Here is a 13,751-nt window from a genome sequence, read left to right as displayed (position 1 = left end):
AAATGGTATTACTTGCATTTGAAAACGTTTCAAAATCATATGGCAGCACACCTGCTTTAGAGCACATCAATTTTGAAATTGAAGCTGGAAAAATTATCGGCTTACTTGGTCCAAACGGCTCTGGAAAAACAACAATGATTAAACTTATCAACGGTTTGCTTCAGCCAAATGACGGAAAAATCCTCATCAATGGGCTTCAACCGTCTTCAGAAACCAAGAAAATCGTATCTTATTTGCCAGATACGACTTACCTGAATGAAAATATGAAAGTCAAAGATGCTTTGCAATACTTTCAAGCCTTCTATGCAGACTTTGAGATAGAGCGTGCACAGGCACTCTTGCAAGATCTTCATATTGACGAAAATCTGGCATTCAAAAAATTATCCAAAGGAAATAAAGAAAAAGTTCAGTTGATTTTAGTCATGAGCCGCCAAGCCAAACTGTATGTTCTGGATGAACCTATTGGAGGGGTTGACCCAGCAGCGCGGGACTACATTCTAAAGACGATTATCAACAATTACTCACCTAGCGCTTCTGTTCTCATTTCAACACATTTGATTTCAGATATTGAACCAATCCTAGATGAAATTATCTTTATTGATAATGGCAAGATTGTTCGACAAGGGAATGTAGATGATATTCGCCATGAGTCTGGTGAATCTATTGACCAGCTCTTCCGCCAAGAATTTAAGGCTTAGAACAAAGGAGATTGACTATGTTTTGGAATTTATTAAAATACGAATTTAAAAATGTGAACAAGTGGTATTTAGGTTTATACGGAATCGTGCTATTTTTATCCGTTAGTATCGGGCTTTGGCTTGGACAGTTGGCAAATGGAAGGAACTTTTTCGACCGTTTGCAGTCTTCTACTAATGAAGCAGGGAGTATGACAAGTACTTTCTTCGGTTTTACAATGCTGATTTTCTCAGGTCTCCTTGTAGCACTTGCCATTTCAACACTCTTTCTGATTATTCGTCGCTTTAAAAATAGTGTTTATGAAAGAGAAGGATATCTAACGCTCACTTTACCAGTTAACGAACATCAAATTATCCTCTCAAAATTACTCGGTGCTGTTATATGGACGATTCTTAGCACACTTGCATTGTTTCTTAGCTTTGGAATCATTGTTCTTATCGTAGGGGTAGCTTCTCATACACAATTTGAAATGGGAACAGTTCTACAATTATTCGGCAAGCACTTTTGGGAAATTGCTAGTGAACTATTGAAATCATTTGGATACTATCTTGTAGCCCTTATTCCAAATATCCTATTGATTTATCTTTCTATCTCTATTGGTCAACTTTTCCAAGACCACCGCGCCGCTATAGCCTTTCTAGCTTATTTTGGAATTCAATTTGCTCTGATTATCGCTGCTAATCTATACGTTTCAGCCTTCCCATCACTTTCAACTTCTTTAGGTAGTTTGAGCGGAGTCATAACCTCTCTTCTTTTGGGACTTATCTACTATGCCGGAACGTATTACATCCTCAAAAATAAAGTGAATTTGCAGTAGATAACACAAGCTGTAGCAATACTTAGATAAACAATAAAGTCATGAGATTCATCTTACTCATGACTTTTTTATTATGTGACTTTCAGTCCGTCTCGCGGCCTTCGGTGCGAGACAAATAAATAGTTCATCTAAAATTTAGTTTGAAAATTCATCTTTTTCTATCAGATAATCATAAATTTCCTGCACCGTTCCTAGAGCCATAAGCTCCTGCTCCTTGACTGTTTTCTTCAGTTCTTGATAAATATGGCTGTTTTCAATAGCCTTTTTTTCTGCTTTTTTGTTTACTTGCATCACTCCATCTTGAATTGTCACAAAGTCCAGCTCTTCAAATATCTGAATCATCTTGATGAGTAGAATTGGGTCAATCTTGAGATAAGCAGCTAGTTCTTTGAGCTTATAACGAATGTCAAACTCTGGAAATTGATAAATTGTTTTATAGAGTTTTGCAAACTGGTCTCTCGTTCCGAAACCTGTCAGATAATAGGGCTGAGCAATCTCATTTTTAAAGTAAATTGCTTCAAAATGTCCTTGCTGAATGATTACTTTGAGCTGATTTAGGCGTTCAGGCAAGTCATACACCACAACTGCTCTGCTCTTTTCCAAATTAGGCATTTCTTCTGAAAAACGCAGGACGGGCACATTTTCAGGCAAAGGAGCATTTTTACCTCGGATATTAAAGAGCTGAATCCCATTGACCCTAGCATCTACCAGCATAAGCTGGAGACTAGTTTGACCGCTCCATTTATTGACCGACAGAGTAACCGCCAGCTCTAAGTTTTTAGTTTGGGAAAATTCTGTTGCAAGATTACCTAGACCAAAAGCTACGACTTCAAAAGCTACGTTAGCCTGGGAAATTTTCAGCTTAAGGTGAGTATTTCCCGCCCCCATGGTACGGGCATTTTCAACCTTAAAATCTTTCAAATAAAAAACAGGCTTTTTATTGTCCATGCCAAAAGGAGCTAACTTTTCAAAGTTTTTGAGGGTCTCTAGTGTCAAATCTGGCAAGGATAATTCCTCATCCAAAAAGAGCTCATTCTTAGTGGACAAATCCACTTGATTATCTTCAATATATGCTACCAAAACCTGACTGAGTGCTTCTAACTTGCTGGCCTCTAGAGTCATCCCAGCTGCCCCTGCATGCCCACCAAAAGCCACAAATAAATCTCGATGAGGGTCTAACGCTTCAAAAATATCAACTGCTTCAATGCTGCGGGCGCTGCCTTTTGCTAAATCATTTTCAATATTCAAGACAATGACCGGCTGGTGCAATTCTTCCAAAAGCCGCCCTGCCACAATTCCCAAAACACCTGGATTCCAACCTTCACCAGCTAGAACCTGAACAGGTTTATTGAGATTAACCATGGTCTTGGCTTCATCATAGATCTTCTGAACAATTTCTTTGCGCTCTTCATTTTTCTGGTTAATCATCAGGGCAATATCACGCGCTTCTTCCTCATCAAAGCCCGTCAGAAGTTCAATAGCAGGATTTGGATCATCAAGTCGACCTAGAGCATTGAGTCTAGGGGCTATCTGAAAACCAACTGTTTCTTCATCCACTTCATTTTCCTGAATACCTGCAATCTTAAAAAGCTCCTGCAAGCCGATTCGTTGAGTGTTTTTGAGGACACTTAGCCCATATTTGACCAGAATGCGATTTTCATCTGTTAGGCTGACCATATCTGCTATAGTTCCAATAGCGACTAAATCTAGCAACTCTACTTGTACTTCCTCTAAAAGAGCAGTTGCTAACTTAAAAGTTACACCGCAACCAGCTAAATATTTGAATGGGTAGCTTGCTTCTGGATGTTCTGGGTGAATAATTGCATAAGCATCAGGAAGTACCTCTGGCATAGAATGGTGATCCGTCACAATGACATCCACTCCCATAGACTGAGCTAGTTCGATTGCTTCATGTCCTGCAACACCATTATCCACTGTAATGATGAGTGAAATTCCCTGATTTTCAATAAAATACTTGTAAACACTCGCGTTAGGACCATAACCGTCTGTAAATCGATTGGGCAAATAGACCTGACACTCTGCTCCAAGTTGTTCTAGTGCTTCTTTAACAATAGAAGCCGAAGTCATGCCATCCGCATCATAATCGCCATAAATCAAGATCTGCTCATAATTTTCAATCGCTTGACGAATGCGCGTCACTGCCTTATCCATATCATGCAGTTCATAAGGATCATGCAGCTGGTCCAAACTAGGATCTAGAAAATCTCGCAGTGTTTCTTCTGTCTGGATTCCTCTCTGGTAGACCAGATTAGCTACCGAAGTCTCCAAGCCAAGTTTTTTAGCTTTTTTAATAAAGCTCTCATCTGAAAAATTTGTGGCAATCTGCCAATCATATTTTGATGTAATCATGCTTTTATCTTTCTGTTGCAATATAAAGTCTATTATAACACGAAAAGACTAGCTTTCACTAGCCCAAACCTCCAATTTTATACACAAGCATTTATCTAATAGCTTTTACCTCTATAAATCAAACCCGTGCAATTCAAATCCGACAGTTCCCGAAATCCTAAAGAGCGATAAAAGGCTAAATTTTTGTCTGACTGCTCTGTTACTAGCTGAATCTGATAAACATCTGCAAATGTCTCCAGCGTTTGTCGAACCAATTCTCGACCGATACCTTGGCGCTGATAAGACAGAAAAACTAACAAGTCCTGAATGAAAACACTAGAAAATCCGTCTCCGACTGCTTGAAGGAGACCAACTAACTGTTCCCCATCATAGGCTGATACAGTAAACAGTAAATGCTGAAATGCTTGCTCTAACATATCTGCTCGTTCTGTATAGTTAGTCCAGCTAACAGATTGGTAAAGCGGAAGCAAGTCTTCAATTGCAATTTGTCTATTTGCAAAGTAACGAATCATTCTTGTCTCCTTTTTGCAGCCAAATGTGCTGAAAAGCCGCAATGTCCCGATAAGGAGACTGTTGGCAAACTACAAGCTCTACCTCCAGCATCTTTTCCCGCCAGTCATTAGCAGTCTTCACTGCATTGTCTTGCAGACCATAGAAAATTCGGATTCCTTGATAGTCCTGAACAGTCAGTTCAGTGTCAGCTTTTTGTAATACGTCTGCTATTTCATAATAGGTCACTTGTCCCATTGTATGCGATTGATAGGACTTACCTGATAATAAATCCAATGCTAAATTTGTATCATTTGCAAACACAACCGTCTGCATAATCCGCCCCACTTCATTGTGCTTGATGAGAGAAATCTGTCCGCCTTCTTTTAGCACTCTGCTAAATTCAGCTAGGTAAAGAGCTGGCTCATCCACATACTCCAGAACATTGTGGCAAATGATAAGGTCAAAACGAGCACTTGGAATTTCCTTCAACATTTCCAGACTGCCTTGTAGTTGATGATAATGAAAATTCTGCTTTCGCTCTGCAATCATCTCGCCATTTGGCTCTATGGCTGTTATCTGATTGTGTTGTGCTAAAAAATCCGCTACCAAGCCAAAACCACTACCGAAATCCAGCACTTCCTTATTTTTTATATGCGCTAGCTGAGCAAAGAGAATATCATAATAAAGTTTGCCCCAAGGTTGGTTTACAAATTCTTTGTAAGCTGTCACATCCATAAATTTCTCCTACTTATAATTAAACATTTTACTAGCTAGTTTGTCACCAATATTTGGAAGAAGCGTATAAAGTTTGTGGGCTGCTTTCAGGGCAAAAGGCATCGTCAGCTCCCGTTTCTTCTTTCCAAAATTGTCCACAATTTGCTTAGCGACGACATCCGCTTCTAAAATATACTTATCAACCGCTTTGACATAACTGCCGTCAGGGTCAGCTTTGTCGAAGAAAGCCGTCTTAATTGGCCCCGGATTAACCGTAGTTACATAGACATTGTAAGGCATGAGCTCTAAGCGCAGGGCGTTGGAGAAACCAATTCCAGCAAACTTGGTAGCTGAGTAAAGACTGGATTTGGCGCTGGCAATCAGCCCAGCTGTGCTAACAAGATTGACAATATGCCCATGACCCGCTTGCTTCATCTGCTCTCCGAAAAGACGAGACAGATTCATAAGAGCAAATGTGTTGACTTCAAACATGGCATGAATATCCTCGTTGCTAATCTTGTCAAATTCCTCAAAAATACCGTAACCAGCATTGTTGACTAAAACATCCACCTGAGCATACTTCTGGTAAATTTCTTCAGTAAAAACTTCTAAAGCTTTGTAATCTGTAATATCTAACTCAACTAATTCACAATGCGCATGATTTGAATAAAGTTTTGTTAATTTTTCTAGGCTGCGTCCCACTAAAATCAGCTGATCATTTGGCAACAACTTCACCATTTCCTGAGCCACACCGCCACTAGCCCCTGTAATAACGATTGTTCGCATGTGTTCTCCTTATTTTTCTTTCAAAAAATCCGTTTGGTTTTCAACCTCAAAAACAAGCGTTTTTGTATTCAATAGACTAATGCTGCAATGTTTGACGTGGAATAGATTGCTTTTATTCGTCCATTCTATTTGGTTCACTAAATGATAGATAATGTTGATCACTCCACCATGTGTGACTACAATTTGTGTCTCATCTGAATCATCATTTTCCTGCAAGAAGCGTTGAAACCAAGTTTTTATCCGTTGATAAAATTCTCTCGGACTTTCTCCATTTGGATAATGCTCGTCCATCGCGAGACTTCTAAAATAAAGACGAGGAAATTTTTGATCAGCTTCACTATTTAACATTCCTGCTAAATCACCATTATTCGTTTCTCGTAAGCTGCTTTCTTTCTCCAATGGCAATTGAAGTGTCTCTGCTAAAATTGTTGCAGTTGTCTCAGCTCTTTTTAAATCACTCGTAATCATTTTCGTAAAATGATAGTCTTCTTTGTGTTGGACTAAGTAATCTGCTAACGTTTTTGCTTCTCTTTTCCCTTCAGGAAGCAAATCGAGCTGACCCCAGCCACCTCTGTGTTGATCAGAATCTTTCCCATGTCTGACAAATAATATGTTCATGAATTTCTTTCCTCTAGCTGATTCTCGCTAAAATTTTATAGCTCTACTTCTTCTAAATCCTTGACCAAGTGAACGTTTTTAAAAATGGAACTGGCATCTCTGCGCATTTGACCTATATCTTTTGATAGAAAGCGTGCGCTAATATGATTGAGAAGGAGACGCTTGGCACCAGCTTCTCTAGCAACTTCTGCTGCCTGCATATTGGTAGAGTGACCGTGATTGCGAGCGATTTTCTCATCTCCTTTGCCATAAGTGGACTCATGTACCAAGACGTCTGCATTAACAGCAAGCCGCACACTGGCATGCGTTTTACGCGTATCTCCCAAAATAGTAATGATCTTGCCAGGTCGCGGAGCTGAAATGTAATCTGCTGCTATAATTTTCGTCCCATCTTCTAGCACTACGTCTTCCCCATTTTTTACCTTACCAAAGAGAGGGCCAAAAGGAACACCTGCGACTTTCAATTTCTCAGCATCCAACGTACCTTCCAAATCTTTCTGCATAATGCGGTAACCCACACAAAAAATGCTATGATCTAGTTTCTCTGCATAAACTGTAAATTTATCGGTTTCTAAAATTTTCCCTAAGTGTTTTTCGTCAAATTCGTGAAAATGAATCCGATAAGGCAGGCGCGAACCCGACACTCGCAGACTCGTCATGACAAAACTTTTAATACCGACCGGTCCATATATTTCAATATCTGTTTGCTCTTCATTAGCTTGAAATGATCGAGTGGATAAAAAACCCGGTAGACCAAAAATATGATCCCCATGCAAATGAGTGATAAAAATCTTTCTAATCTTTCTGGGACGAATCGTCGTCTCTAAAATGCGATTCTGGGTTCCTTCACCACAATCAAACATCCAAATTTCATTGATTTCATCCAATAGTTTCAAAACCAGACTAGAAACATTCCGAGCCTTAGAAGGCTGACCAGCTCCTGTACCTAAAAATTGTAGTTGCATCTTTTTCTTTCTATTTTTTCTTAATATAAATCATCGCAGAGCGATTCTTAGAACGATAATAAAGCTGACCAGCATAGTCTTGAGCCAACTGAATCAGCTCTTCCTGATTGTACCCTTCCAGTTTCAGGCGACCATCTGCTAGCTTATAAAGATCTGTCAGAGCAGAGAGCGGCTGCTTTTGGACTACTTCTTCAGGAATTGCTGGTATCATCCGAATGACATTTTCCTCTTCATAAACCAGATAGTGAGGAAAAATCTGAGCAATTTCAAAAAGCAAATTGGGCTCAATTTCCTCTGGAGTTTCCGGAAAAATCAAGCCAGTTTCGACTTCATTTTCAAAGCAGAAACCATAAGACCTACCTGAAAGATTCAAGCGAATAAAAGGCTTTTCCTCTTCAAAGTTAGGGTGGTCGTTAAAAAGAGCCAATTCTTTACTTAATTCTAAAAAATAATCCGTTGCAGCTTCCGGACTCTTTTTTTGATAGAGTTCCGAAAAATACGCATTTATAACACTTGGCGGTGGTGTGATAAAGGTCAACTTTTGCAAATCGGACAACTTGTCCAAAACATTTCCTAGATAAACACGGTCTAAGCTCGTGAAACCGCCATATTTAAGTGCTAATTTGATATAATCAGTCATAAAATTCTTCTAGTCTCCATTTATTCTTTTCTGCTATATAGCCAGAAATTGTTTCACTTTCTTCCAGATACTCTCTCTTATCAATGATTGCCAGACTTTCTAATTCATGTAACTTATAAGCCTTGCTAGGACTAACCTTGATACGAAAAGGGACAAAGAGTTCTCTCATCTTATTCAACAGAGCATTCTGCAAAATTGCTCTGCTATTTTCATTTTTCGCCGAAATCAGGGCATAGGGAGTTAAGGTTGGAGTAAAATTCTCTACTTTGTCTGCTTTATTATAGAGGGTCAAGCGAGGAATATATAGCATATCCAAGTCCTTCATAATAGCCAAGACTGTTTTTTCATGCTCTTCGTGGTTAGGGTCGCTAGCGTCAATCACATGAACCAAAAGGTCCACATTTTTGCTCTCTTCTAAAGTAGATTTGAAGCTAGATACTAGCTCGGTCGGTAAGTCTTGAATAAAGCCGACTGTATCCGTCAAGGTCACATTGAGCCTGCCTGTCAGATTGACACTTTTGGTTGTCGCATCCAAAGTAGCAAAGAGTTCGTCCGCCTCATATTGGCTCTTGTTGGTCAAGACATTCATAATGGTAGATTTTCCAGCATTGGTGTAGCCAATCAGACCGACTTTAAAAACACTGGAGTCCAGACGTTTCTCCCGTACAGTTGCGCGGCTTTTCTCTACAATTTTGAGTTGGCGCTCAATATCGTGGATCTGATTGCGAACACTACGACGATTGAGTTCCAACTGACTTTCACCAGGACCGCGGGAACCAATTCCCCCAGCCTGACGGCTAAGCATAATCCCCTGTCCGACCAAGCGAGGCAAAAGATATTTAAGTTGAGCCAAGTGAACTTGAAGTTTTCCTTCGTGGCTTCTAGCCCGCATAGCAAAAATATCCAAAATTAATTGCATGCGATCAATAACCTTAACCCCTAGAATTTCTTCCAAATTGATATTCTGGCGAGGTGTCAGACGATTATTGACAATGACGGTGGAAATCTCATCTGCTTCTACCATACGCTTGATTTCTTCTAATTTTCCAGCACCAACAAAAGTCTTGCTGTCATACTTCTCTCGTTTCTGAGTGTAAGAGGAAACCACCTGAGCACCAGCAGTCTTGGCTAAACTGGCTAATTCTTCCATAGACATAGCAAAATTAGCCGCCCCCTGCAATTCTACTCCGATGAGGATCACTCGTTCCTGCTGTTTTTCTGTTTCAATCATTCAAAAATTCCTCTATATCCTGCATGATCCGTTTTTGGACATTCGGATCTGAGACCTGATAAAAAGTAGCATTCATGCGATTTCTAAACCAGGTTAGCTGTCGTTTGGCAAAGCGACGAGTATTTTGTTTGAGTTTATTGATAGCTTCCTCCAAGGCCAACTCTCCAGCAAAGTAGGGGAAAAGTTCCTTGTAGCCAATTCCTTTGCTGGCTTGGACATGTGGATAATAATCATAAAGCCACTTTGCCTCTTCTAAAAGCCCAGCCTTCAACATTAGATCCACTCGCTGATTGATACGCTCATAGAGAACTTCTCGGGCATCATCTAGACAAATTAGCAGGGCATCATAATCAGACTGTTTGTTTTCAAGCTCCTTCCCCAAATGAGCAATTTCTAATGTTCGCATAGCTCTCCTACGGTTAATCTGGGGAATAGTCAATCCTAGCTTTGCTATTGTGCTAAACAATTCCTCATCTGTTAAAGTATCTAACTCTGATCGATAGGCTAAAATATCCTCACGAGAAGCTGAACCACCCAAATGATAACCTTCCAGTAGACTTTGAATATAAAGTCCTGTTCCTCCCACAATGATAGGTATTTTCCCTTTTGCTACAATCGTTTTAATAGCAGTTTCTGCCTCCTTTACAAAATCAAAAGCTGAATAAGCTTCACTCACTTCTCGCACATCTATCAAATAATGAGGAATCCCCTCTTGCTCTTCTGGAGTGATTTTAGCCGTTCCTATATCCAGTTTTTTATAGACTTGCTGACTATCACCGCTAATAATCTCACCATTAAAACGTTTTGCAATTTCTACACTAAGAGCTGTCTTTCCTACTGCTGTAGGGCCTATAATCACAATTACCTTTGTTTTCATCTTTTCCCTTGAAAAAAATTTAATTTTTCGTTACTATATATTATAACATAAATAAAGTTCAAAAAAGGAGAAATCTAATGGCTAAAGGATTTGTTAAAGGGGTTGTTACTGGGGTTGCTGGTACTGTTGCTGCTGTTGCAGGTGCAGTTTATACATTTAAGAAAAAAGTGATTGAACCTGAAGAAAAGAAGGCAGCTTTTATCGAAGAAAATCGTAAAAAAGCAGCTCGCAAACGTGTATCACACTAATAGCTTATATATTATAAAAACTCCAATGGATAACTCACTAGAAAAATGAGTATCTGTTGGAGTTTTTTTGTAAAATATTTTTCTCATACTGCAACGGTCAGTTTTTTATTCATAACGCAAGGATTCAATCGGATCTAATTTAGAAGCCTTATTAGCCGGCAAAATACCGAAAACAATCCCGATAGTTGCAGAAAAGAGCACACTTCCGACAGCAGATACTGTCGTAATGGTAGGTGGAGCTCCGAAAAATGCATCCAAACTATGACCGATAGATGCCACGATAAGAGCTGCTAAAGCAAGCCCAATCAAACCGCCAATCGCTGTCAACACCATTGACTCAATGACAAATTGCATCAAGATATTACCACGTGTGGCTCCAAGGGCTTTCCGAAGACCGATTTCACGGGTTCGTTCTGTTACCGATACAAGCATAATATTCATGACACCGATACCACCAACGAGAAGTGCTATCCCGGCAATCGCTCCAAAAACCACTTGCACAATGGCAACCTGACTTTGGATCGCAGCCAATTGACTGGCTTGATCAAACATCTGGTACTCGCCTTCTCTCACACCAGACAATTTTGTCATCAAGCGCGCAGCTGCGCTTCCGTCTTTCAGCACATCATCTAATTTTTTAACATGTACCACGACATTCATAATCTCAGCAACATTGTATTCAGCTGCCAACTGAGTGTTAGCCATTAGTAAATTTCCGTTGTTCATATTGGCTAAGCGATTTCGCGTTTCATTCGGGTCTTTATAAACCCCAATCACACGGTAATTATTAGATCCCAGCTGGACAATCTGATTGAGCGCCTTATCTGCACCTCCAAAAAGAATATCAGCTAGTTTCGTATCCAGTAATACAACTCTTGCAAATGTTTGATAATCATTTGATTTCAATGTCCGTCCTGCAACGATTTGGTATTTCTTTACCGTAAAGTAAGTGGAATTGATACCTGTTATAGGAATATTGTCCGCCTTTTTCTTACCATAATTTACTGTAGCGGTTGTGTTATTTGTAACATAATAATTGTCAATTCCGCTAATATCATTAACCGCTTGCTTGACCCAAACTTCTTGGATTTGAGGCTCTTCTTCTGTCGAAACTGTCTCATCACCATTTCCACTTTCAGCATCGTCACGCATCTCTTGATACGTCATAACACCATCACCGTTTTTACTTCTCTTGTGTGAGTAAAATAAAGAAACATCTTGCTGGGCACCACCCAAAACATCTGTGAAGGCATTGGACATACCACTTCCTAGAGCCACAATAACCACAACAGACATAACACCAATGATAATGCCCAACATCGTTAAGAAAGAGCGCATTTTATGCCCCATAATGGAGTTGATTGCAAATTTCCAATTCTGCATCATGCTTCTCCTTTCTTACTGTCTGACGAGATGACACCGTCTCGAATAACGATTTGTCGTTTTGCAAAGGCTGCAATCTCAGGCTCATGAGTGACCATGATAATGGTTTTTCCTTCACGATTTAGCTCCGTCAGCAATTCCATAATTTGCTCACCCGTCTTAGTATCCAAGGCTCCCGTCGGCTCATCTGCCAAGATAATGGAGGGATGATTGACCAAGGCACGCGCAATAGCCACCCGTTGCTTTTGCCCACCAGAAAGTTCTGATGGTAAATGGTGCATCCGCGTTTCTAACTCAACTTTTTTAAGATATTGCTCTGCTAAAGCTTTCCGTTTGGATTGAGAAACCCCTGCATAAATCAAAGGAAGTTCTACATTTTGAAGAGCATTTAATTTTGACAAGAGGAAGAATTGTTGGAAAACGAAGCCAATCTGCTGATTACGCACTTTGGCTAGCTTTTTCTCACTGAGCTTGGCAACTTCTTCACCTTCCAAGTAATATTCACCACTCGTTGGGCGATCCAACATACCAATGATATTCATCAAGGTTGACTTTCCTGAGCCAGAAGGCCCCATAATCGCAACAAATTCACCTTCTTCAACTTCTAAATGAACATCTTTCAAAACTTGAAGCTCCTGATCTCCATTACGATAACTTTTGCTAACATTTTTTAAATCAATGAGTTTCTTCATACGATTTCACCTCTTGACCGTCTTTCAAGCTATCTGTTGGATTGGTGATAACTTTACTATCTTTTGTCAAACCAGATGAGATTTCTTGATTTTTAGCATCTGCATTTCCTAGTGTCACTTGCACTTTTTTTGCAGTTCCTTTTTCTAGTGTCCAAACATAGTTTTTATTGTTTTCAGAAACAACGCTGCTGACCGGCACTAGAATCCCTCTTGTATTGTTTTTTACTTCAACATTGACGGAAAATCCTTGCTTCAAATCACCAATTTCGCTTGTAATATCTACTGTATAGGGGTATTTTGCTCCTGAATTTGCAGTACCTGCACCAGCTGCTGCTGTATTTTGACTGTCTTTTGGATAATTTGAGATATAGCTGATTTTCCCAGTCCATTTCTTATCTGGATAGACCTTGGACGTAATCGTCACTTCTTGTCCGACTGAAAGATTTGCCAGATTATACTCTGATAGCTCTCCCTTCACTTGGAGGTTTCCGTTATTGACAATATGAACGAGTGTTTGATTAGTACCTGTCGTAGACTTAGAAACATCTCGATTGACTTCTACTACAGTTCCATTATTTGTACTGGTGACAGTCGTTGCATCTAGTAATGCCTGTGCTTTATTGATATTGTCCACAGCATCTGCGCGATTGTCCTGCAAATCCTTTAATTGAGAATCCACCGAACGTTGTGCAGACGCAGTTGTTTTATTATCTGCCGCTTCATCACCCGTCACATCAACAGTTGTTCCATACGTTTTCAAATCATAAATTTGGCGTTCAATCTTGTTTAAAGCACGAACAGCAGCATCATATGTAGCTTGTGCTTCAACACTCTTGTATTGAACTAAAGCTTGTCCGGCTGTAATTTGATCTCCAACATTTACAAGAACATTATCCAAATCGCCCTTTGTCCCGTCATAGTAGACATATTGCTCATTATTAGCTGCAACATTTCCTGACAGCAAAACAGATGAAGCAACTGACCCTTCTTTTGCTTTCTGCACTTGAATCGTTTCTTCTTTATCTTTATCAGCAGTACTATTACCATTAAACAATAACATCGTACCTATCGCTCCTAAAACGACAACCACAGTTACACCAATCAAGCTGTACAACTGCCACTTTTTCAATTTTTTCATCTCTTTCTCCTCCTGATGAAAACGGTCTATTTTTTATATTATAACACATACGATTAAAAATAAGATAACGTCTATAAGAAATCC

15 protein-coding genes are annotated in these 13,751 nt (G+C 39.7%); 3 read left to right on the top strand and 12 right to left on the bottom strand.

The genetic code is table 11. The annotated features are described in order from the left end of the window. Window positions 1-2: 2 nt before the first annotated feature. The gene (locus tag EL079_RS01940; protein ID WP_003032516.1) at window positions 3-698 is read left to right on the top strand and encodes an ABC transporter ATP-binding protein; all 696 of its coding nucleotides are present in this window, start codon (window positions 3-5) and stop codon (window positions 696-698) included. 17 nt (window positions 699-715) lie between these two features. Continuing rightward, window positions 716-1,513: a hypothetical protein gene (locus tag EL079_RS01935; RefSeq protein WP_003032492.1), complete on the top strand. Its 798-nt coding sequence runs from the start codon at window positions 716-718 to the stop codon at window positions 1,511-1,513. A 135-nt stretch (window positions 1,514-1,648) separates the two neighbouring features. On the opposite strand, the gene recJ is transcribed toward EL079_RS01935, so the two are convergent. From recJ to miaA, 9 genes are all read right to left on the bottom strand, one after another. Then, window positions 1,649-3,883, bottom strand: a complete 2,235-nt coding sequence (gene recJ / locus EL079_RS01930) for a single-stranded-DNA-specific exonuclease RecJ (protein WP_003032528.1) — start codon at window positions 3,881-3,883, stop codon at window positions 1,649-1,651. Window positions 3,884-3,978: 95 nt separating this feature from the next. Then, a complete protein-coding gene (locus EL079_RS01925) occupies window positions 3,979-4,395 on the bottom strand; it encodes a GNAT family N-acetyltransferase (RefSeq protein ID WP_003032540.1) in 417 nt (138 codons plus the stop codon). Further along, window positions 4,373-5,110, bottom strand: a complete 738-nt coding sequence (locus EL079_RS01920; protein ID WP_003032493.1) for a class I SAM-dependent methyltransferase — start codon at window positions 5,108-5,110, stop codon at window positions 4,373-4,375. Before EL079_RS01920 ends, EL079_RS01925 begins: the two co-directional genes overlap by 23 nt. Window positions 5,111-5,119: 9 nt before the next feature. Beyond that, window positions 5,120-5,875, bottom strand: a complete 756-nt coding sequence (locus tag EL079_RS01915; protein ID WP_003032504.1) for an SDR family NAD(P)-dependent oxidoreductase — start codon at window positions 5,873-5,875, stop codon at window positions 5,120-5,122. Between the two features lie 9 nt (window positions 5,876-5,884). Continuing rightward, entirely contained in the window at window positions 5,885-6,493 is a 609-nt protein-coding gene (locus EL079_RS01910; RefSeq protein ID WP_003032562.1) for a histidine phosphatase family protein, read from the bottom strand. A 35-nt stretch (window positions 6,494-6,528) separates the two neighbouring features. Then, the gene (rnz, locus tag EL079_RS01905; protein ID WP_003032525.1) at window positions 6,529-7,458 is read right to left on the bottom strand and encodes a ribonuclease Z; all 930 of its coding nucleotides are present in this window, start codon (window positions 7,456-7,458) and stop codon (window positions 6,529-6,531) included. 10 nt (window positions 7,459-7,468) lie between these two features. Beyond that, window positions 7,469-8,098: a cystathionine beta-lyase gene (locus EL079_RS01900; RefSeq protein ID WP_018543524.1), complete on the bottom strand. Its 630-nt coding sequence runs from the start codon at window positions 8,096-8,098 to the stop codon at window positions 7,469-7,471. Continuing rightward, window positions 8,091-9,329, bottom strand: a complete 1,239-nt coding sequence (gene hflX / locus EL079_RS01895) for a GTPase HflX (protein ID WP_003032924.1) — start codon at window positions 9,327-9,329, stop codon at window positions 8,091-8,093. The genes EL079_RS01900 and hflX overlap by 8 nt, the downstream gene beginning before the upstream one ends. Continuing rightward, window positions 9,322-10,206, bottom strand: coding sequence for a tRNA (adenosine(37)-N6)-dimethylallyltransferase MiaA (miaA, locus tag EL079_RS01890; RefSeq protein WP_003032920.1), 885 nt, complete (start codon window positions 10,204-10,206; stop codon window positions 9,322-9,324). The genes hflX and miaA overlap by 8 nt, the downstream gene beginning before the upstream one ends. Window positions 10,207-10,283: 77 nt before the next feature. Here miaA and EL079_RS01885 point away from each other — a divergent pair, with 77 nt between their 5' ends. After that, entirely contained in the window at window positions 10,284-10,454 is a 171-nt protein-coding gene (locus EL079_RS01885; protein WP_003024081.1) for a DUF3042 family protein, read from the top strand. A 105-nt stretch (window positions 10,455-10,559) separates the two neighbouring features. Here the strand turns inward: EL079_RS01885 and EL079_RS01880 are convergent, their stop codons facing one another. Genes EL079_RS01880 through EL079_RS01870 form a run of 3 tightly spaced genes read right to left on the bottom strand, consistent with a single transcriptional unit; the run spans window position 10,560 to window position 13,667 of the window. Beyond that, on the bottom strand, window positions 10,560-11,837 hold the full coding sequence (locus EL079_RS01880) for an ABC transporter permease (protein WP_018543525.1): 1,278 nt from the start codon (window positions 11,835-11,837) through the stop codon (window positions 10,560-10,562). Further along, window positions 11,837-12,529: an ABC transporter ATP-binding protein gene (locus EL079_RS01875; protein WP_003024078.1), complete on the bottom strand. Its 693-nt coding sequence runs from the start codon at window positions 12,527-12,529 to the stop codon at window positions 11,837-11,839. The genes EL079_RS01880 and EL079_RS01875 overlap by 1 nt, the downstream gene beginning before the upstream one ends. After that, window positions 12,513-13,667, bottom strand: coding sequence for an efflux RND transporter periplasmic adaptor subunit (locus EL079_RS01870; RefSeq protein WP_003031312.1), 1,155 nt, complete (start codon window positions 13,665-13,667; stop codon window positions 12,513-12,515). The genes EL079_RS01875 and EL079_RS01870 overlap by 17 nt, the downstream gene beginning before the upstream one ends. Window positions 13,668-13,751: the final 84 nt, after the last annotated feature.

Source organism: Streptococcus anginosus (assembly GCF_900636475.1).
Classification (GTDB): domain Bacteria; phylum Bacillota; class Bacilli; order Lactobacillales; family Streptococcaceae; genus Streptococcus; species Streptococcus anginosus.
The sequence above is the reverse complement of the archived record's forward strand: the minus strand, read 5'-3'. Positions and strand labels throughout refer to the sequence as shown.